This window comes from Flavobacterium sp. PL12 (assembly GCF_039123485.1).
GTDB lineage: Bacteria > Bacteroidota > Bacteroidia > Flavobacteriales > Flavobacteriaceae > Flavobacterium > Flavobacterium weaverense.
The window spans coordinates 88,520-111,085 of the sequence record NZ_JBANDI010000010.1; the positions used below are offsets into that span (position 1 = coordinate 88,520).

Here is a 22,566-nt window from a genome sequence, read left to right on the forward strand (position 1 = left end):
ATGATAAATTCTTTTGACATCTAATTATATCCTGATTGTTAAAACTGGTATCATCGAATGATTTGCAACATCTTCAGATAGACTCCCTTTTAAAATTGATGCAATACCTTGACGAGCGTGAGTAGGAATAACAATAAAATCTGCGTTTATATCTTCACTAAAATTGAAAATGCCTTTTTCAATTGAGTGTTCTGAATAAATAGTGACATTGTTTTTAAATTCGGAACTATCTTTTTCTCCTGCTTTTGTAAAGAAATTAGTAAGAATTAGATCTAATTCTCGAGTATTTTTAAACTTTCTTCCGTTTGGATTTATATAGACCATTTTCATCGTCGTTTGCCACTCTTTAAAAAACTCTTTTGCAGTTATATAAGCATCAATACTATCTTCTGAAAAGTCTGAAGTATATACACCAATTCCCATTTTGTATTGTGATGCGACTTCTTTAATAACTAATACGGGCACATTTGAATATCGTATAACCTTCTCAGTGTTAGATCCTATTACTATTTCATGTAAGCCGCTAGTTCCATGAGAACTCATAACGATAAGCGACACATTGTTCTCGGTGAGCACCTCATTAATCTCACTGAAATTAGTGTTTTTCTTTATAATTTGACTCACTGACAGTCCTTCTAAATAGGCTTTATCCAAAAATTGAACGTAGTTCTTTTCCGCTAATCTTATGCAAAACATAGTTTCAGTAAAACTATCATCATTATTTTTTATAAGAGATGAATCTTTAATACCAGCGAAGTGTAAAACCAAAAGCTTAGCGTTTTGATGTTTAGCTATCAATGCCGCTGCTTTTAGCGCATTTTCACTATGTTCTGAGAAGTCAGTTGGCACCATTATCGTATTCATAATATTTAATTTTAATATAAACTAAAGTGCAAATTTACAACAAGTTCGTTTAGTTACGAACTAAAAGAACTAAAAGTTTTGTTAATACGTACTAACTGTTATAAAAAAGGAGAAATTAAGCGAACAATTTTCTCCCATAAATGAATATATTTCGGTCTGCCAAGCCAAAGTTTAGCATCAATTTGTACTGATTCTTTTAAATCGTTCTCGAAAGCTACTGTTAACTCTCTCGCTGTTTTCTCATTATAAATCAAAGCATTGACCTCAAAGTTCAGATCAAAACTTCTATAATCCATATTAGCAGATCCTATAATGGCCAAATCATCATCGATTACCATTGTTTTAGCGTGTACAAATCCTTTGTTGTACTTATAAATTTTTGCACCATACTGTAATAATTCAGTATAGTAAGCACTTGCGGCTGAGTTGACCATTTTGGAATCTGATATTCCCGGAATTAACACTTTTACATCTAATCCGCTCTGTATTGCAATAATTAGAGCATCCATTAAACTTTCGCCAGGAATAAAATAAGGACTAGTAATATATATACTTTTTTTAGCGCAGCTTATTGCTTCTAACAGAGAATAGAAAATAACGGGTTGCGCGCTGTCTGGTCCTGATGCAGCAATTTGCACTACTTCATTTTCGATTATTTCATTATGATTTATAGTGGGAAAGTACGTTTCATTATAAGTTAATTTTGTCGTGCTACAAAAATTCCAATTGCACAGGAATAAATATTGTAAATAGGAGGTAGCTTGTCCATTTATCATTAAATGGGTATCTCTCCAAAACAGCTTATTTTTTGTTTCCAAATCATTTCTGTACTTATCGCTCATGTTTATACCTCCAACAAAACCAGTTAATCCGTCGATAATTATAATTTTTCGGTGGTTTCTATAATTAATTCGGTTTGCTAAGGCGTACCATTTTATCTTGTAAAAAGGGGCTGTTTGAACTCCGGCAGCGTTTAACTTTTCTATAAATTCTTTTCCTAAACCATGGCTTCCAAAATCATCATACATGAAACGAACTTCAAGACCTTCATTTGATTTTTTAATTAATAAATCTGCTATTTGATTACCAGTAACATCACTTTCGTAGATATAATATTCGAAGTGAATGTGTGATTTTGCGTTTTCTAAAGCTATTAGTAACTCAGGAAATTTCTCCTCACCATTAATAAAAAGTTTTACTTTATTGTTAGCAGTTAACGGACTACTTCCTGAGCGACGAATAAACTCTGTTAATGTTTTATGCTTTTCGGCGATAAGGCCAGAATTAAGAATTGCATCAGAGTAAACATTCATTTTATTCTGAATTTTAACTCGTATTGGTTCATCAACCTCTAACTTTTTACTATATAACTGTCTCTTTCTGTAGTTGATTCCAAACGAAAAGTAGAAAAGCATTCCCGCTATTGGAACAAAAATGATGAATAAAATATAGGCTAAAGCTTTTGTACTGCTGCGAGTATCATAGAGAACGCGAAGGATTACAATAAAAACTGCTAATGAATAAATAATTTGAGTTGCTAATATCCAATTCATCATAAGATTGATATTTCTTATTAATTACAAAATGATTAAATTAAAAACTAGGGGAACACATTACACATTTAGAAACTATTAATTTTATTTTTAATACTAAAAACTATTTATAACAGCTAATTACACTCTTTTTTATACGTTTGACTTATCTTTATTTAATAAAACTTTTTATTACGCACTTTTTTATTTGCTTTAGGATCAAGTAGAATGCAAATTTTTAATACTATAAAATAATATGGCTTATAGAGATATCTTTATTAGAGAGTGTAAATTATAAAAAATATTTATAATATTATAAAAATGTAGCAGTAATTAATATTGTAAATTTCGACTCACAAAAAACAAATAAATTCTAATTTGATCGCTTACATTTTTATTTGCTTAGTGATTGTTTCTCAGCTCATTCAATATTTTACTAAAAGTTACTTTTGAATAAGAAATCAAAAATTAATTTTAAAATTTCACAAGCTGTTATTATTTTTTAAATCTGTAAAACGACGTAATTATAATTATCTTAAAGTAGTAGAGAAAATTAAATTATTTCAACAACACAATTATTTAAGCCTCGCCATCTACTAAAAACACACTATGACAATTACTTGGATAATTATACTTTGCTTACTGATATTAGTAGCATACGCCTTTGACTTGAGTTCAAAGCACACCAAAATTCCGACCGTTATCATTATGCTAATCATGGGATTTTCAATTCATCAAGGAATCAACTTTTTTGAAATTAAAATACCGAACCTAGATTTAATGCTGCCAGTTATTGGAACAATTGGATTAATCTTGATAGTGCTAGAGGCAGGATTAGATCTTGAATTAAATAAAAACAAAAAGAAAGTTATAACTAGTTCCTTTTTCTCGGCTTTGATTCCGCTCGTATTTTTACTTTTAATTTTTGGATTTGCAATTAATTATTTTACAAATCAAGGTGTTATGATCAGTTTATTAAACGCAGTGCCATTTTGTATAATAAGTAGTGCGATTGCTATACCTAGCGTTCAAAATTTATCCTCAAGTAAAAAAGAATTTGTGGTTTATGAGAGCAGTATGTCTGATATTTTTGGTGTGATTTTATTTAATTTTTTTCTGACCAATGAAACGATTGGAGTAGGTTCGTTTTTTACCTTCTTTATACAAATACTTATCATGCTAGTAATATCGTTAGTTGCTAGTTTAGGCTTATCACTTTTGATTAAAAAAATAGACCATCATGTTAAGTTTATTCCCATTATGGTAATGATTATTTTAGTGTATGCTCTTGCAAAAATTTATCATTTGCCAGCGCTATTATTCATTCTAATCTTTGGATTATTTTTAAATAACTTAGATGAACTAAAAGGCTTTAGATTCATAAAGAAGTTGAATCCAGAAAAACTGAATTTAGAGGTTCGTGAATTTGCTAAACTAATTGCTGAAGTTTCATTTTTGGTTCGAACGCTATTCTTCATACTTTTTGGTTATACTATTACATCAGATGTCTTACTAAATAGTGAAACGCTTCCTTTTGCTTTCGGAATTATCGCTGTAATAATTTTAGCTAGAGTAATCCAACTTAAAGTTTTAAAAATTGAATTAGCGCCGCTTCTCTTTGTTGCACCTCGAGGCTTAGTGACCATTATGCTTTTTATTTCAATCCCTTTATCAAAAAGCATTAATTTTATAAATAGCTCTTTGATTATTCAAGTGATTATTCTGAGTGCAGTGGTAATGATGTTGGGATTGATGTTTAATAAAACCAAAGCTGAAAAAACATTGTAATTTAAGTCAAAAATCATTTTAGCTCAATTATTTATAATACTACAGAATAAATATATTTTTACAAGAATGAAAGAATTTTTAAAATATACTCTATTTACATTTGATGGATTTTCATTGCAAGTATTAGCGATTGTAAAGTTAATTTTATGGTTATTCATGGTTGGAATTTTGCTAAAAACTATAAAATCAATAGTATATAGGACTAGTCGTTTTGATGATGCTAAGAAGTTTTCGATTTACACTTTGAGTAAATATGTAATTATTGTTTTTTCATTTATGATTGGTTTGCATCTCATAGGATTAGATGTTTCACTTTTATTAGCGGGTTCTGCGGCACTTTTAGTTGGTTTTGGATTAGGGATGCAAAACTTATTTAGTGATTATATTTCCGGATTAATCATATTAATTGATTCATCAATTAAAGTAGGTGATGTGCTTGAAATTAAAGGACTTGTATGTAAAGTGCAACAAATAAAATTGAGAACTACGACGGTTTTAACAAGAGATGATAAGTGGATAATTTTACCAAATACTGACCTAACGCGAAATCAACTTATCAATTGGACACACAGTGATACTACGTCTAGATTCTCTGTTTCTACAAGAGTTGATTTTAGCTCAGATGTCGATTTGGTAATGTCAATTATGGAGCAAACTGCTCAAAATTTTGACAAAATTAGATCGGAACCTAAACCTATAATTCGGTTTGAAGAATTTGCTGAGTCATCTCTTAACTTTACAATTCACTTTTGGTCGGATGACGTTTTTAGAATTGAAAATATAAAAAGTGAATATAGAGTGCTTCTTCTCAAAGCTTTTAATAAAGAAAACATCGTAATTCCTTACCCTCAAAGAGTTATACATTCTTCAATAAATAATCAATTTACAACAGAATAAAGAATTAAAGTGAGAAGTGATTTTATCGAAAAATGCGTAACAATTACTTTCAGTTTTAGATGAGATTTGCAGCATTATTTAGCTTTTATGCAATGCCAATAATTGTTATATTAATGTTTTGTAGTACTTATAGTTAACGCTTTTTTCTCTCGTATTAAGTAAATTCCAATTGAAATTAAAGCACCACCTACAATATACCAGAATGTAAATTCTTCACCATCCAGTATTCCCCAAATTATTGCAACAACCGGTAATAAGTAACTAGAAATACTTGCAAAAACAGCTGACGTTTTTTGAATTAGCTTAAAGTATAAAAGCATAGCGATCGCTGTACCAAAGATAGTCAAGAACGACATATAGATTATTGGTTCTATGTAAGTAGGTTGCATTTCAAAATTTTGAATCATTCCAGTGAAATACAATATTATTCCAGATGGAATTGCCCAGAAGCTGTAAACTGCCGCGGTCAACTTCACTGCGTTAAGCTCGGGTAGTTTTTCTTTAACAATTAGAGAATTTACAGCGTATGAAGCACCACCTAAAATGATAAGCATGGCATAACCAAACTGTGAATTTTCAGAATTTCCTTCTGAAAAAAAGATCAAACTTGCTGCTCCTATAAAACCAATTATTGCACCAATTACTTGCGTAATTTTGCTTTTGATTCCGAAGAGTAAAAATCCAAATGCCAGAATAAAAATTGGAACTAATGAATCCAAAATTCCTGCTAGAGAGCTACTAACTCGCGTTTGAGCAATAGGAAACAAGAACATGGGAAGGAAGTTTCCAAAGAAGCCTGCGATGATCACCCATAAAAGATTATTTTTCCCCATTTTTAAAAGTGCAGGAATACCTATTGCTCCTAATATTAATCCAGATCCTAATACGCGAATCGCTCCAATTTCATAAGGTGTAAATACTAGGAGAGATTTCTTGATTAATATGAATGAGCTTCCCCATGTGATCGAAATAAATAGTAAAAGAAACCAGCGATTGTTATAAATTTTATTCATAAAAAGTAATGCCTAATATTTTTGACCGCGAAAGTAATACAAAATAGAGCCTAATGCAGTATAATATTCTAAAGTAGTCTCAAATTAATTATTGTACTAATGCTTCCACTCATTAAATAAAAAGACGTAATACATTATCTAATTTTGAAAATAATTAGATTTTGTATTACGTCCTAAGTTTGTAATTTTCAGTAAGATTTACATATCTAAAGTCTGCTCGCCACCACCATTAATGAAAATAACTTGGCCACTTGTCCAACTTGAAATTGGCGCTGCAAAATAAAGTACCGCGCCTGCGATGTCTTCCGCTTCACCCAACCTGTGGATAGGTGTGTGCTTCAACATAGCTTTTTCTAATTCTGGAGTTAATACCGTACTTAAAGCGTGCGTTCTTGTCGCGCCAGGTCCAATTGCGTTTATTCTAATATTATCTGGCCCATAATCAAACGCTAGATTGCGCGTCATATGATTTATTGCTGCTTTTGACGATGCATACGCGCTTATTGCAGGACTTTTGTTAATAGAAGCCATTGACGACATATTGATAATACTACCGTAACCTGATTTTTTCATATGTGGTGCAACCAATTGACAAAGACGCCACATACTAAAAACGTTCATATCAAACACTTTTTTAAATTGCGCTACCTCAATATCGTAAGGGCTTTCTTTTCCTGCGCCACCACCACCAACATTATTTACTAATATTTCGATACTGCCAAATTTTTCAATAGTTTTATCTACTAAATTAATTAAGGCAGCGTCTTCAAGAACGTTGCAATCTATTGCGATTGAAGTTCCGCCATTGTCGTTTATTGCTTTTGATGATTCTTGAGCAGCTTCTAAGTTATAATCTGAAACAACAACGTTAGCGCCGTAAGCAGCTAGTATTTCGCAACAAGCTTTTCCTATTCCGCCTGCTCCACCTGTTACTATTGCTGTTTTTCCTTTTAAATCAAAATGTTTTGATGTATCCATAATTGTATTTATTTTAATTTTTAATATCTATGATCTTTAACGCTGGTATTATCTCTTAAATATCGTTTTACCTTCTTTTATAGTTTCTAAAATTTGGATGTTTTTAATTTCCATTGGTTGTACTTTTAATGGATTTTTATCTAAAATTACAAAATCAGCTAATTTTCCAGTAGTTAAAGTTCCTTTCAATTTCTCGTCAAATAACTCGTAAGCGGCGAACGCTGTAATCGCTTGTAAAGCTAAATAAGGAGTTGTTCTTTCAGATGCCCCAATTACTTGACCAGATCTTGAAACTCGATTTACAGCTGTCCAAATGGTGAAAATGGGATCGATAGGAGTAACCGTAGCATCAGAATGATTCGTCGGTTTTAAACCTAATTTTTTTGCTGTAACCATTGGACTTAAAAAATCAGCGCGAGCTTTGCCTAAATTTTGTACATGAACATCACCCCAGAAATAAGCGTGATTGGTAAAGAAAGAAGGTTGCATACTATACTGGACAAATTTATTTAATTGTTCCGGACGTACAAATTGAGAATGAATAACAATCGTTCTTCGATCTTTATCTAAAGGTTGGTTTAACTTTTTGCATGCATTTTCGTGTGCTAATAAAACCATATCGATGGAAGCGTCTCCATTACAGTGAATAAACAACTGATTGTCTTTTGCGTAAGCAGTTTCAAATAAATTATTTAAATTTTCTTGAGTTAAGCTTGGCAATCCTCTGCAATCATGATGACAACCAGGAACTTCAGTTAAAAAAGGTTTGCTAAAGAAAGCTGTTTTTCCTTGTGGCGAACCATCGGCAACTATTTTTGTTCCTTGAGTTTTAAATCCGTTTTTGTAGGTTTTAAAATGTAGAGTAGTATCTGCTAAATTACTTTCTAATTCTGAATATCCTGCTAAAGCAATCAAATCAATCTTTAATTTTCCAGCGTCAGCTTGTGACTGAAAGAATTTTATAGATTCTCTGCTAGTCATTCCATCTTGTGCAGTCGTAATTCCGTTTGAAGCATAATAATCTTGCGTAGAGTTGAAAAATTCTGCTTGTTTAGAATCTAATTTTTCCATCATCAAACGTACAAAAGGGTACATAGCTGTTTCTTGCACTAAGCCAGTTGGATCACTTGAATTTGGGAAACGAACAATAGTTCCACCGTCAGGATTTTTTGTAGCTGCTGAAACTTTTAAAGCTTCAAGTCCTAACGAATTAGCAACTCCCATATGTCCGCTAGTATGCTGGAGATAAACCGGATTATTTGGCAATACTTTATCAATATCTTTTTTGGTAGGATGACGTTTTTCAGTTAATTCGCCATCATCATAACCCCAACCAAAAATCCATTCACCATCTGGAATTTTCTTATCTTCTTTATACTTTTTAAGGTTTTCTAAAATATCAGCAAGATTAGTGACATTTCCCACGGGTTTTGGATTCAAATCTACTTGTCCCATCGTATTAGAAACCATTCCAAAATGACTATGCGGATCAATAAATCCGGGTAAAAGTGTGCTACCTTTTAGATCAATTTTTTCAGATTCTTCGAACTTTGATTCCGCTTCTAATTTAGTTCCTACAAAAACAATTTTTCCGTTCTGCGCAACAATTGCTTCTGCATATTGAGGAGAGTCGCCGTCCATGGTGAGAATGTCTCCATTATAGAACAGCTTAGACGATTCATTTGAATCTTTATTAGTTTCTTTACAACTGAATAAGGAAAAAATCAGGATGAGAGATAAAATGTGCTTCATATTGATAGGTTTTGTTTAACTATTTTTTTAAATAATTTTTTTTTAACTACTTATAGTATCCTCGGTAATTATCGTGCATTCCTTTAATGTCAAATAGTTAATAACTCCAGAAATTAGACCAGCAATTAAACCAATTATTATCAAAGCAGTCACTAATGAAACTTCAATAGTGCCCATATTCTTTTGCCATATCACTGCTAATGATGTAATAACTCCAAAAGTAAAAAAACCATTTTTTATCACGAGCCAAAAAGCGGTTGGGAAAAACTTGACTTTTTTCTCTTTAATCGTAAAATATGCCACCACCGTCAGTAAAATAGATAACGATATTGCTAAAGAAACCGCTTCTCCTAAAACCGTAGGAATATCATTTGTTATATCATCAACTGAAATGGGTATTACTTGTAAATCTTTTAGAAAAAAGTACTGAATTACTCCGTTAATAAACGCGTTAATAATCCCAGTGGTTATTGCACCATTTAATAATTTGGCTTGTTTTGATTTGGTAATAGTTTTGTTTTCTTAAAAATCTAAAAATAGTATTCTAAAATTTCGTTTAATGGTTTTTTACAAGCATGCTTTCGTACTATAAAAGGAATGTTCACTATTTAAAATGTTCTTACTTAAATCTCTTTAGAAATTGTGCAAAATCCTGTTCTAAATTATTCTCTTTTACTATTTAAAGAGATGTTAGCCCAACTAAATCACGCAGCTAAATGGCTTTTAAGTAAAATTAAGAAAAAGATAGAAATATACTAAACGTTATTCATCTTCTTAATATAACACCGCGAAAAAATTTAATGCTATTTTCTAATGCTTTTTTAAAACTTTGAGTTTGAACAAAGTTTTTACGACTCTAGTTAAAAAAGGCATTCGTGTGTATTTTATTTTCTTTAAATGATTCTACATTATATCAATAGTACAAATATACGATAAGTTCGTAACAAAACGAACCAAAATAGTAATACATTTTATATTTAAAGTTATAAAGTCTAATTTATTTGATGTGCAACTGTTTATTTAGTGATGATAAGCTTACAGATTTAAAGGATAAAATTTTTACTTTTCTTTATCAGTAGCACTAAAATCATCGATTTTTTTAATAGTGTCTTGAATTAGAGTTTGTTTTTTAATTAGATAATCTTGTAATATATCTCCTAAAGAGTTTTCATTGGTATATTTCGCACTATGGTACTTCTTATTGTAGGTATTGATTTTATCTATTAAACGGACCTCATTTGATATATCTTGAAGATCAACATTTAATGTTACTAATGAAAAATATTTAGCAAGTCTAAAATACCTTTTTCTCGTACCGGATTTTGTATAAAAAGAAATATAATCCAATTGCAAAAGAACGTTAACGTTTACTGAAATTGAACTTTTACTAGCTGGAACGATAGTTTGAATTTCTTCAAATGTTAGACCTTCATTCGAAGAAAGAATTAGTAAAGAATAAATTCTTGAGGCTAGGGGAGACAGTTTTATATTGTCCTCTAGCTGTAAACCTAATTCTTCTATAAGTTTTATTTGTTCTTCAGATTCAGTCATTGTAGTTGGTTCCTGTTTTTTATAAGAGGTAAAAATACGATTACTTTAGTTAAAGATCTTATTTTAGCGTTTTATAATTATTGTTATTAAATAGCAAAAAGGAAATAGTAGAAATCAGAAATCTACAACGCTACTAGAAAATAGGAAATGACATTCTAAATTTCGAATTAACTGTTTATTGCATTTTAGTACAGCATTTTGAGATATAAAGTGCTTTAATTCACTATTAACGATTATTAAAAATGTTTGATATAGTATTTTTTAATTTCGAGAAGCAACAACAATTTGTCGGTACATATTACAATATGTAAACTATCGAGAAAACTGCTGTGGATTAAATTTCAGATGAATCTTATTTTGTAAACGCAGTTGTTACAAGAGTTTTATTACATTGATTTTTAGAGGAATAAAAGGGATTAAGACTGATTGTAAAAATTAATTAGGCCAAAACATTTACTCCTTGATTTTCAAAAAAAATGCCTGATTTATAAAATCAGGCACTAATTTTTATTAGTTTTTTTTATGTAAAATGTTCAAGTTTAATTCAATTTCTCAAAGCAAAATTTATATGCGCAGTACAAACTAAATAATTTAATCTACTGAAAAAGGATTGAATTTTAGATTACTATTTACAATGCTCATTTTAATACAATGGATGTATAAATATCTAATTGATCATTTTAATATTTAAGGTCTTGTTCTCAATCAATTCAAACTTACAGTCCTTAAATTTAGGTGGGCCAAATTTTGGCTTAAAATTATTGGAAAACGCATAAGATTCTTTTGGCATTCCCATAAAATTTCTATTACATTCTTTATCTGAATTTTCGTCATGATACATTGTAACTGCATATTCGCCCTTAGGTAAATCGGTAATTGTAATAAAAGCAGTATTCTTTTCTACTTTAACAGTATAATTTTTTATTGCAGATCCCTCTTTAAGAAAGTTTTTGTCTTTGTCGAAAATACCAATTATAATCTCTCCCTTCATTTTTTCAATATTGGAAATTTTAATGGTTAACTGTGGATTTTCTGATGAAAATAAACTTGTGATGAGGCTGAAAAATATAAATAAGTTACTCATAATTTAGTGTTTTTAATTAAAATAGTGTTTCATTTGAATTGAATTGTGCTCTTTAAAGGCCTGATATGGTTCCGATTTTTTTAACAAAAACCATTTCACCGGTTCTTTAATTATAGAGGTAGCAATTTTTCTACCTGACGAAACTTTTTCAGATTCCATTTTAAAATAATCATCTAAACTGTCTTGTCTAAAATGTACGATTTCCTCTAACTCATCGCCATCAGCATAATATCCGCAATGGAAATTTTTATCTGCAAACGCGTGCTCAGGAAAATTTAACTTCCCTAATCCAAAGATAGCAAAAGATCGCTCTAAAAAAACTTTATAACTAGCGCGACAACTTTCTCCTCCTCCCAAGTTAAAAATTTGCTTAGAAAGTAAATGCTGTTTCTCAATTCCATTGACAAATGCTCGCGCAGTATCTCTAGGAGTTGCTATTTCCAATGCTGTATTTAAAGGTTGGTGAAACATTAGTTTTGATATTTTGTGATTACCCATAATTGCAGCTAATCTAAATATGGTGTAATCTAATTTACTATTCCGAATGTATTCTTCGGCTGCAATTTTAGTTGTTGCATAATAATCTCCTTCACTGGGTTGCAGTTGGTCTCCAACATTAATATAAGGATCTACTATTCGATCTCCATAGACAGAAATACTAGAACTAAACATAATAAAAGCTGCAGGCGAATGCATTTCTAACTGTTTTACTAAATTTTGAGTTCCATTTAAATTTACTTTTTTAGCTAATGGTGGAAAATCATCTGCTACTGGCGGAATTACTGCCGCTAAGTGAATTGCAAAATCTATATTTTGAATAGCATCCAAGTCATCAAAATTGCTAATATCACCAAAGACTATTGTAATTTTATCTTTGAATGGAAGTAATTTTTCGCGAGAGGCTTCACTTTCTTGATCAAAAACAGTTATGGTATATCTATCAAGAGCAAGTAATTGCTTTAATGCCTCGAAACCTACAGTTCCAGATGCTCCAGTTAGTAAAATATTTTTCTTTATCATACCTCAGGAATGCAAAACAAATGCCGAAATTTAACAATTCATGAATTTAACTTTTCTTTATAACTTTTCTTATAAAGTACATTAGCATAAATCTTTATCATTTTCACTCATTTCTTAGCGTAAATTAATTAACTATTTATCGATAAATCGACCCATTGCTTCGATTACAATAATTATAGTTCTTAAATTAGTGTCATTTATTGTTCTTAAATTATTTAAAATTCAAACATTAAAAAATTTGTAATTTTGAATCTTTCATAAGATAAAGATTTAAAGTTAGTACTTACGAGTATAAATTTTTAGATGAAATTTTGTATAATTTTTTAGATTTTTTAATATGCAAGGAACAAATTTTATAGTCTTTAAATAGTGATTAAAAATAAATTTTGTTCATGCGCTAATAGAAATATTAAGATTAGATAATTCAGGGGAATGAATTAAGCATCTAAACTAATAAAAGATGTAATTACTCTTCTCTATACTTAAGATTGATCCGTTTTTTTTAGTTAAATAAAATTTTGGTATCAAGCATAAAAAAAAGATCTGATATACATTCGTATACCAGATCTTTGATTTTGTTACCACACTACAAAAGTTATTTTTAGTTATTGTAGAATTCTACAACGATTATATTAGTTCATGTAAACTGCTTCGAAAACAGCTAAAGGAGCTCTTCTACCTACGTTTAAAGATAACACATCATTTACAATCGTGTAATTATCAGCTAATTCAAAAACTTCTAAAAGTTCACTCTCGTTTAAATCTACATCTGGACACATTTTCATTGTCACTGCAACATTTTTGAAGCTAATTCTATTTCCTTCCTCTAACGTGTATTCACCAGACAAAGAATTGCATCCTGCAAATCCTGTAAGTCTATTTTCATTTGTTTTCAAAGTAATAAAGATTTCACGCTCCTGATTTTTTTTCATCAAAACTTCTTTACCATCTAATGTTTTTAATTTCCAATATTTCTCAGTTATCGTCTCATCTTTCGATTCTGGATTTGACTTTTTTGTTGAATTGCATCCAATAGCTATAAAAGCTAAGAATACCAGAAGTAGGCTTTTGATTTTCATAATATTTTTATTTTTAAAATAATTGCAAAGATAGCCATACTTTAAACAATGAGAACTATAGATATTTTAAAGTGAACATTTAATTAATTAAAAGTAAGTAAATCAAAATGTTACGGTATGTTATGTAAAGTTAATCAGCAATTTTTAATCCTATTTAAAATAGCTCAAATACTATTATGTTTTCGTTGTCAACACTTTACAATAACTGTGGTAATTAAAAAGAAAACGCTTTAATGATATTTTATATCAAAGTTAAATTTGAAATCCGGATCGAATAAAAATTGAAAACTTGAATATTATTAATAAGACTCTTTAATAATTTTATTTTTATTTACACCAATGGATAATAAGCTTTCATCAATTGCATTCATCATTGGCGGTGGCCCACATAGGTAGTAAGTATTAGAATTACCGTCTACATGTTTTTTAATGATTTCAGTGGTGATATAACCATTTTCATATCCTTTTTTATTTTCTTCTGATAACACATTGATAAAATTATCACCCAAAATGTTTGAAAAGAATTTTTTATCAATAATATCTTCTGCCTTTTTATTAGCAAAAATTAACTTGCTGTTTCCTACCGCTCCTTTTTGTTCTAATACTTTTAGAATAGCTATAAATGGAGTAACTCCAGCACCGCCAGCGATAAAAACTCCTTCGCCCTGATTTCTAATATCCCCAAAAGCATCTTGTAGAATAATTTCGTCCCCAACCTGCGCCAATAGTAATTTATTAGTAACTCTTTGTCTCGCTGGATAGGTCTTAATTGTGAATTCTAAAGTTTCATCTTCTGGTAATGAAGTGAAGGTGAAACAGCTTTTTTTATCTTCCCAATTTGGCTGATTAACTGAAATGTCTGCTGCCTGGCCCGGTACGAATGTATATCCTTTTGGTTTTTCAAAAGTAACTCTCAATACGTCGTGAGTTATCATTTCTAAATCTGTAATTTTTACTACTTTTCCCATGTTTTATTTTTTGAGTTTTGTTTTGGAACGAATCGAAGTACAAGAGATGCGCATTCATAGTTCTCTTTTTAATTAAAACAATAAAATTTCTTGCACTAACGTTCTTAAAGATATTGATTTTAAACGCTTTCATCAATATCTCTATAATTTATTTAACTTTTGTTGATTTATTCAATAAGGATTTCTTTTTAAATTCTTTAAAAAAGTAATTTTTGACAATCTATAATTATTCGTAAAATACCATGGTAATTTCAGTGATAATATTGTTCAATAGTATTTTAATTTGTAGTAATTAATGCAATTAAGATACTTTTTAGACCTTAAAATTTATAGAAGTACAGTTGAACATAAAATTTCTTGTAGATTTGAAGTTGAAAGTAGGCTCAAACTAAAATTGAATTACTAATACATTTTGATCATTTCTACTGCACGATTCTTAATGTCATTTCGCACGGTTTCGGGCTTCTATAAGTTATACTTCTGCACCATATTTTAATAATTTCATGGCGATGTCATTTGTAGGATTTATGAACAATTCATTCACTAATTTATCATCGCTATCGCTTATTATTTTTTGCGAACATATTATGAATTCGAATTACAAATGCTTTTTACAAAAAAAGCGCTGATTAAGTTCAGCGCTTTTAATTTTTGTGATTTAAAGAATAAATTTTTGATAGATTTATAGAGTAACTGTCTGAGAAATTGGTTTTCCGCATTCTTTACCCTGAGGCATTGCAAACGAAATAGATTTTCCATTTAAGGTTACTACAATCTCTTTCAAGTCTTTATTCATTTCAGCATCGGTAACGCTTATGATATATCCTTTACTAACTTTTTCTATCAAAACAGCGCAAGGAGCTGAAACTTTCAACGTAGTTGTGCCTGCTTTCATTATCGCATTTTTCGAATAAAATACAGCACCAATAACTTTTCCATCCATAGATTGTACCGCTTGCAAAGTTGTATCGTTATTTGTTACAACCATTGGAAGTTCAGCAGCAGGATTTCCTTTGCCAATATAAACAACATAACCATAGGTATCGTTTGTCGGTTTTTGCCCGTGATCCAACCATAATTTAAAAACTTTAACAGATTTTGGTGCGTCTGCTTTGCTTTTATTGGTGAGATTCATTTTTATCCAATCTGTTTCTTTAGTCTCTAAAGTATAATTCATTTTCTTCGAGAACTCAGGCAATAGGGTATAGGCAAACTTATTTTTTTGCTTAATCCAGATTGGGTTTTTATCGGCTAAAATAGAACCCATGTTTCCAGAAAGTGATTTTTCTTTTCCATTTTGTATTAAAGTAACTTCATTTTCCCATGCTGTGTGATCAATAGTAGTACGAATAGTTCCAGCCATTTCCGGTTTATTATTGTTTACTCCAGCACCAAGAGCTACCATGTAATCGCCTACAATAAACCATGATTTATTTGCTTTTACACCATATAATATTTCGTTTGTAATTTTATTAGTTTTGCCATTTTCATCCTTTTTATCATATGTATTATTTTTTTCGAAAATGAAACCAGAAGCACTATTTAATCCACCACTAGTTGCAGCTGCTGCAAAATTGTGTAAACTATTATATCCTTCCCAATTAGTTACAGGAACTAATTTTTCCATGCCTTCCCTTGCCGTTACTCCTGGCGATGCGGTTACATCATAAGCACCAAAAATAGATTTGTATTCATAACCAGTTCTTTGGAATAATGTCAATCCATCAGCAGTATAAAAATTATAATTGTCAGCAGTATTATCAGCACTTTCTAATCCAGAACATCTGCTAGAAGCCATATTAACGATGAGGTGATAATCATCAGTTTTTTTTATTAAATCATCATTATTAAAAAACCAACGAGTGCCGTTATACATCCCTGCAGGATAATCTTTCATTTGGATGTTTTTTGTTTGCGCTTCTTTTTTTAATTGTGTTAATTCATTTAATTCCGCTTTAGTTAGCACGTTAATGTAGTTAGTGATCAAGTTGTTTACAATATTTATATAAGAGATAACACTCGTTTTATTATCATAAACCATTGAACCACGATCAAGACACGGCAGTATATATCCTTTATAGTAATAGAAATTACCACCTCGTATAAAGTTCAATAAAGCATCAACGTTTTCGCGATCGATATTCTTATTAAAAGGAGTATCTTTTAGTAAATTCAGTATTCCAAATATTCCATTGGAGCCATGAATTGGATATCCCCAAATCAAACATTGTCTGCCATGTCCCCATCCTGCGCCATCTACAGTCATACCTTCATTCCAAAAATCAGTTTCGTTTGTGTTTTGTGCAGTATTGCTAAGTCCACCCACTGCTACCTCTGCTAGTAATTCAATCATTGGTACTGATTTATACATTACAGCAACAGGCATTACAGCACGGTACCCAGACCAACCTCCTAATCCATTTCCACCTACCCACCAAACGTGATGTCTAAAGCGTTCTATTTGTACAACATTATTATCTGTAGCATCTTTGCGCAGTGGTTGTGTCCATGATTGTAATGCCGTAACTTTTAGCATGTCACAGGCTTCTTTTAATAATGGATTTTTGTTTTGTCCACTTTCATTAGCGTCCATTTGCTTTAAAAAACTAAAGTAAATACTAACTGCCGAAGACGGAATACTAAAACAAGAATCGTGAAAACGATGTACATAGTTAGATCTACTAATTTCTAAATTACCATAATAAATAATAGATTTTAGATAGGAAGGCGTTAGCGCTACTTCTGCAGTTACTTCACCACGTCTAACAGATATCGCAATTTTAGCTAGTCTTTTATAAGCTTCAGCAACAGTACTTGCGACGTTTCTTTCTTTATCGATTAAATCCTTGAATGCACCATTTTCTTGGATTAATTCGCTACACTCTTTCCAACTTAATTTTACGCTGCCTATCCTACCATCTACTTCAGTTGAGGTAGCATAATGCGCTCTTAATTTTTCAATTGCTTGCTCTTTCTCTGGCTCATTTACTTTTGGGTTGTAGTATTTATGATAATTATCAAAAGCCCATTTTCGTGGTTCTGATTGCGCAAAAACTTGAGCTGATGCTATTAGTAATATTAAAAGGTAGTAGACGTTTTTTTTCATTTTTTTTATTTTTTGTTTTGCTAACACTTTTCTCTTCTCAAGAACCATGCATTTTTAAAATTATTGGCTATGTGATAAGCTAATTTTTTTGTTTTTAAAGCGGTAATTTCGAGATAGAGAACAAAAAAAGTTCCTGAATATAAATAATTGAAGTTTTAAATTTCAAAAGTCATGCTAATTAAGTCAAAATTTTATTATAAAAATTGGAATTGTCGTAATTTTTAAGCTCTGTTATCCTCATGTAACTTATCATTTTTGTTTTAATCTAATATTTGGATCTGTAAATAAAACCTGCAGTATAGGTCAAGCTAAATTTTTGTAATTAATTTGATTGATAAAGTCTTCTATAGTTGCATAAATCAAAGCGGAGTGTAGCCTTTTTCTGTTGTACCAAATTTCAATGTGTACAAACCTGATGAAAATTTAAAGTTGAATTTCTTGAATTTTGAATTGCCTTAAGGCTAAAAGGTAAGTGAAAATTATTTTTGCAAAAATAAATACTTTAGAGAACAGGATTTTGAGACTGCTCTTTAAAGTATTTAATTCAGTTAATATTTTGCTTCTTTTTAAACTAATAATTTTCATTTCTGTTTGAACCATCTCCTATTGGATCATTAGGATCAGCGCTATTTAAAAAGTGCTCGTTGTTCTGCGCATTCTCGTCATCATTTGTATCATTATCCGATTGTTCATCGATATCACTTTCGTCAATTTCATCCATGTCATCCATGTCTTCATCATTTTCTCCACTATTTAAAAAATCGTCATTATCCTCTTCTTCATTAAGTTCTTTATTTTCATAATCACTTAATCTATCGTCATCATGTTCCGGAGAATTATAGTTATCTCCTTCACTTGTGTGCTCAGTTCCAGTTTTTTGGACTGTTGTCATGTTTTCTAAACATTCTTTTGATCCCTCTTTAATCTCAATTGCTGTTTTACTTAAATTATCCATGTTGTTGAATGTTTGAATTAATAATAATTAAAATTAGTAAAAGAATCAAGTTATTATTTACACAATTATATTTTATACTTTATTAATTATAAGATGCTTGTGATTGTATATGATTTGAAATTCGGTAATTGAAAATTTAACTTTACTTTTAAAAATTAGTATTTACGACTGCCGTTTCATTCAGTTAAGTTTTAAATATTAAAGTTATTTAGATGAGAAATAAATCTGCAATAACTTTATATAATCGCAAAAAGCCAGCAAATCTCTTGATTTACTAGCTTTTTACTTTTTAACTAATCTAATATTTAAAAATTAATTACATCATTGTACAATGATTGACATCTCAACACGTCTTGCATGTGATGCAGAGGATGACAAATCTTCACCCCTAAAAGAAGTGAGAATACGTTTAATTTCAATTCCATTCTTTAAAAATATTTTTTCCACTGATTCTGCTCTTCGCATTGAAAGCTGCTTATTATAAATAGTTTTGCCTAGAGGACTAGCCCATCCTTCTAACAACACTTTTGCTTCAGGATATTTTACTAAAATATTTGTCAAATTCTGGATATATTTTAAATATTCATCTCTCAAAGTTTCTGAATTGTTATCAAAATAAACTTGTTGCCTAAAGTAAGTTTTGCCCGTTAATACATCTTTTTTGAAACTTTTTTGAGAAGATTCAGCCTTCATCTCTAAACTATCCATTTGACGTCTTACAATTCGTAATCGTTCTTTAACACCTGCTAAACTATCATTAAGTGAATTATATGATTTTTTTGATTTGTAGGCATTTTTAAGTGAATCTATTGTAAACTCCAACTGCTTTATTTTATAATCTTTCGCGGGAGTAAGTGTTGTGATAGTTCTCGCATTAGGATAAAGAGCTGGATTTGACGCTTGTGTACTACTTGGCATTATTATGGTCGAATTATCTCTACTTAAAGGAGAAATGCTATTGCTACTTGAGCTTAAGTGGTCAATCCTCTGATTTAAATAATTCAATTCACGAAGAATTTGCTCGTTTGAAACATTTTCATATCTAAGTGGTTGTACTAATGATGATTGTTGCGATTTTGAGCGTAACTCAGTTAAATCCTGCTTCATTTTTCTACTATCTCGTTCTTTAATTTGTGTTCTTCTTGCTTCTGCAATTGTACTTAAAAATGAGTCTAGTTCTGACTGTGTCATCACGATAGTACTTTTTTCACTATTTTTTTTATTTTGAGAGAAAGTACTAATTGAAAATAAGATGCACAGAGAAACTACTATCTTTTTTAATTTATGTAATTTATTTAGCTCTAACATAGTATTAAAAATTTAATTTATATCCAAGAGATATTCTGTGGATATCTACAAAATTGTGTGCTGTATAGTCTGCAAATAGGCGACCTCCAAGTACATTAAAAGAAGTACCTAAAATAATATTTGGACTAAAAGTGCTAGCTCCAGCTGCATCATTGTATCCAATCCCTAGACCTGCGTAAGGATTTAAAATCACACCTTTATTTACTGGAAAGGGAACTACTACGTTTGCATTTATTCCAAATCCAGTATTTTTTCCTGGTGCCACATATACGTCTGGCATAAATTTAAACGGAGAATTAGTAAATGAGTAATTTCCTCTAATCCCTATAGTCATTGCTACCTGATCTGCGATAGCTACACCTGTGAAAACTGAAATTCCTTCATTTACGACCCATCCTGTCGCAACTCCTTTTACTGCAGATTCAGATTTTAAAACCGTGTTTCCACCACTATTTGAATTAACAACTGTTTCTGGTTGCTGTATAACCTGTGGAGCTATTTGATTCGGTTGGCCTGAATTAATAATGGTTGTCTTATCTAAATTTGGATTCTGATTATTAAAATTCAGATTATTTATTTTATCTGTATTTCTCTCAATTTTTTTGTCTAGCTCATTTAATTTATCCAAAATTTTCTGTGAAGCGTCTTCTTGGCGAGCTGGAGTTAAATTTTCTCTATAAGTACCAGTATTAATTTCTAATAATAGTCTCTCTAATCGATCCATTCTTTGGTCAACCGTTTGTGCTTTTGTAGATTCTTCGTCAACTCCTTGTATTACTTTTTCAATAAGGTTTTCAAGCTCCTTAGGAGTCATTTCAACGCGTGATTCTTTTGCAGATTCATTGTTGAATTGCTGTTTCGCTTTACTGTTTGTAGGTTCTTCTTCAAAGTAAATCTTACGTTCTAATTCTTTTTTCTCCTCAATAATTTCTACTGCTTTTTTAGTGTCACTATTTCTATAAGCTTCAGATAATTCAGACTCTAGATCATTGATACGATCTTTATAAACTTGCGTTTTCTCATCTGCTCTTATTTCGATCTTTCTTTCTAAAAGCTTGTCTGTATCAGCAGCTTTTTTACCTAACTGAAAACGTACACCCACACTATACATGGTATGTGTTTTTAATTCGTCAGGAGCAATAGTATTCTGTAAATCATCGTTGTCACGTTCTGATGTATACATTAAACTTGCATCACCAAAAACTTCAAAGTTACGACCAAGTGGAACATTCACACCTAAACCACCTTTTGCAAAATAGCCTGACTTAGCTCCAGTTAGTCCATTCTTTCCAACGTATTTACTATTATTAACATTTAGATATCCACCACCTAAATTAATGTAAGGAACTAGACCGCGAGATACATTTAGTTTGGCAATAAAATCTCCTCCATACATAGCCATATCGTCCCAATCAGTTGATATTTGCTCATTTCTAGTAGCTTGGTAATAAAATCCTCTTATGCCTATATATTGATTTAAATCAAATCCAACTTTACCTCCAAGAAAGTAAGAGTCTGCTAAATTGGTGTCATTGTCAAAATTGATGAACGAACCTGTTGGCTCAAATATCAATTTAAACCCGCCTGACCCACCAGAGAATTTATTTTTATACGCTCTATCTAATGCACTGTATTCTTCTGGTGTACGGCCACCTAGATACAATTGTAAACCTGCAAGAAGTGTCCAGTTATACATCCTTGTATTCTGATTATCATTTAACCAATTCTCAAGTTCACTTTGATCTTGTCCTTCTTGAAACAAGACAGAAGAAGGATTCATATTAAAAATAGTATTTTTCGCTTCTAAATTTAAAAATAAGCGATTACCTAATTTAATTTGAGTTCCTAATCCTACATGTGCGAAAATCTGATCTGATTTTTGTTGGTTTGAAGGAGCTCCTACTGCAGCTATATCAACTTTAAGGGATTGTACTCCAGCACCTACAGTAAAGTATGGGACAAATGTGCCACGCGTTGGGATATTTGCTTTAAACTCACCTCCAAATCTTTCGATATCTACACTTCTAGAATTGAAATTATTTACAAAATCGTTTGAAAAAAAATTTAGTCCATCAACGGTGTTTTTTAGATCGGCTGATTTCTCATAAATAGCTCTCAGTTCGATAGTTTCACCGAAACCAAAACCTATTCTACCCCCGTACATTACTCCATCATCTATAGCTGTGTTCTTATCGAACCAGTTATAACTAGCTGTTGGTTGCAAAGTAACCGTGATGTCTTTCATCTGAGCGTGCGCTGTAGTTCCTAAAAGGCCTAAAACACAAAAAGTAATAATTTTATTCATAGTGTTGTTTTTTTGAATTAAACTTTTGTAAAGCATTAAAGATTTATTTAAAATTGAATTCAGTTGAAGAGTTTAAAGGGTTCCTTAAACTACTTACAAAAGTACTGACTGATATAAGTATCTAAAATGACCTAGGTCAGCTGAATCATTTTTATATAATTTGCAATCAACTAAAAATAAAACCTTATTTATTTGAGTAATGAAATATGGTTTTTAAATATTTTGTGAGATTGTAGAATCTGTCATTATAGTTGACAATTAATCTAACTAATTATTTTAGCCCCCGATAAGTTCGGAGTGTTATTTTAAATTTCAAACTTATATATTTGAAACATGAAATACAAGAAATGGACTTTAGATCAGAAG

17 protein-coding genes are annotated in these 22,566 nt (G+C 30.7%); 2 read left to right on the forward strand and 15 right to left on the reverse strand.

The genetic code is table 11. The features are described 5' to 3' along the window. Positions 1 to 24 precede the first annotated feature (24 nt). Both RCH19_RS06600 and cls read right to left on the reverse strand, forming a co-directional pair. The gene (locus RCH19_RS06600; protein WP_343022559.1) at positions 25 to 864 is read right to left on the reverse strand and encodes a universal stress protein; all 840 of its coding nucleotides are present in this window, start codon (positions 862 to 864) and stop codon (positions 25 to 27) included. Between the two features lie 98 nt (positions 865 to 962). Then, on the reverse strand, positions 963 to 2,420 hold the full coding sequence (gene cls / locus RCH19_RS06605) for a cardiolipin synthase (RefSeq protein WP_343022560.1): 1,458 nt from the start codon (positions 2,418 to 2,420) through the stop codon (positions 963 to 965). Positions 2,421 to 3,005: 585 nt separating this feature from the next. Here cls and RCH19_RS06610 point away from each other — a divergent pair. Continuing rightward, positions 3,006 to 4,184, forward strand: a complete 1,179-nt coding sequence (locus RCH19_RS06610) for a cation:proton antiporter (protein ID WP_343022561.1) — start codon at positions 3,006 to 3,008, stop codon at positions 4,182 to 4,184. A 66-nt stretch (positions 4,185 to 4,250) separates the two neighbouring features. Beyond that, entirely contained in the window at positions 4,251 to 5,081 is an 831-nt protein-coding gene (locus tag RCH19_RS06615) for a mechanosensitive ion channel domain-containing protein (RefSeq protein ID WP_343022562.1), read from the forward strand. Between the two features lie 110 nt (positions 5,082 to 5,191). Here the strand turns inward: RCH19_RS06615 and RCH19_RS06620 are convergent, their stop codons facing one another. The 13 genes from RCH19_RS06620 to RCH19_RS06680 form a co-directional block, all read right to left on the reverse strand. After that, positions 5,192 to 6,094, reverse strand: coding sequence for a DMT family transporter (locus RCH19_RS06620; RefSeq protein WP_343022563.1), 903 nt, complete (start codon positions 6,092 to 6,094; stop codon positions 5,192 to 5,194). 198 nt (positions 6,095 to 6,292) lie between these two features. Further along, on the reverse strand, positions 6,293 to 7,072 hold the full coding sequence (locus RCH19_RS06625) for a glucose 1-dehydrogenase (RefSeq protein WP_343022564.1): 780 nt from the start codon (positions 7,070 to 7,072) through the stop codon (positions 6,293 to 6,295). A 48-nt stretch (positions 7,073 to 7,120) separates the two neighbouring features. Continuing rightward, positions 7,121 to 8,824 carry an amidohydrolase gene (locus RCH19_RS06630; RefSeq protein ID WP_343022565.1) on the reverse strand — a complete coding sequence of 568 codons (1,704 nt, stop codon included), beginning with the start codon at positions 8,822 to 8,824 and terminating at the stop codon, positions 7,121 to 7,123. Between the two features lie 42 nt (positions 8,825 to 8,866). Next, positions 8,867 to 9,127 (reverse strand): hypothetical protein, encoded by a 261-nt coding sequence (locus RCH19_RS06635; RefSeq protein ID WP_343022566.1) that lies wholly within the window; start codon positions 9,125 to 9,127, stop codon positions 8,867 to 8,869. Between the two features lie 756 nt (positions 9,128 to 9,883). Beyond that, on the reverse strand, positions 9,884 to 10,375 hold the full coding sequence (locus tag RCH19_RS06640) for a MarR family transcriptional regulator (RefSeq protein ID WP_343022567.1): 492 nt from the start codon (positions 10,373 to 10,375) through the stop codon (positions 9,884 to 9,886). Between the two features lie 667 nt (positions 10,376 to 11,042). Further along, positions 11,043 to 11,459: a DUF2141 domain-containing protein gene (locus RCH19_RS06645; RefSeq protein WP_343022568.1), complete on the reverse strand. Its 417-nt coding sequence runs from the start codon at positions 11,457 to 11,459 to the stop codon at positions 11,043 to 11,045. A 12-nt stretch (positions 11,460 to 11,471) separates the two neighbouring features. Beyond that, positions 11,472 to 12,479, reverse strand: a complete 1,008-nt coding sequence (locus RCH19_RS06650; RefSeq protein WP_343022569.1) for an NAD(P)-dependent oxidoreductase — start codon at positions 12,477 to 12,479, stop codon at positions 11,472 to 11,474. A gap of 632 nt (positions 12,480 to 13,111) precedes the next feature. Beyond that, positions 13,112 to 13,558 (reverse strand): META domain-containing protein, encoded by a 447-nt coding sequence (locus tag RCH19_RS06655; protein ID WP_343022570.1) that lies wholly within the window; start codon positions 13,556 to 13,558, stop codon positions 13,112 to 13,114. A gap of 299 nt (positions 13,559 to 13,857) precedes the next feature. After that, entirely contained in the window at positions 13,858 to 14,526 is a 669-nt protein-coding gene (locus RCH19_RS06660) for a flavodoxin reductase (protein WP_343022571.1), read from the reverse strand. A 682-nt stretch (positions 14,527 to 15,208) separates the two neighbouring features. Continuing rightward, the gene (locus tag RCH19_RS06665; protein ID WP_343022572.1) at positions 15,209 to 17,632 is read right to left on the reverse strand and encodes a polysaccharide lyase family 8 super-sandwich domain-containing protein; all 2,424 of its coding nucleotides are present in this window, start codon (positions 17,630 to 17,632) and stop codon (positions 15,209 to 15,211) included. A gap of 571 nt (positions 17,633 to 18,203) precedes the next feature. After that, positions 18,204 to 18,587, reverse strand: coding sequence for a hypothetical protein (locus RCH19_RS06670; protein WP_343022573.1), 384 nt, complete (start codon positions 18,585 to 18,587; stop codon positions 18,204 to 18,206). Between the two features lie 321 nt (positions 18,588 to 18,908). Beyond that, positions 18,909 to 19,895 (reverse strand): OmpA family protein, encoded by a 987-nt coding sequence (locus RCH19_RS06675; RefSeq protein ID WP_343022574.1) that lies wholly within the window; start codon positions 19,893 to 19,895, stop codon positions 18,909 to 18,911. Positions 19,896 to 19,899: 4 nt separating this feature from the next. Then, positions 19,900 to 22,200 carry an outer membrane beta-barrel protein gene (locus RCH19_RS06680; protein WP_343022575.1) on the reverse strand — a complete coding sequence of 767 codons (2,301 nt, stop codon included), beginning with the start codon at positions 22,198 to 22,200 and terminating at the stop codon, positions 19,900 to 19,902. Positions 22,201 to 22,566 lie beyond the last annotated feature (366 nt).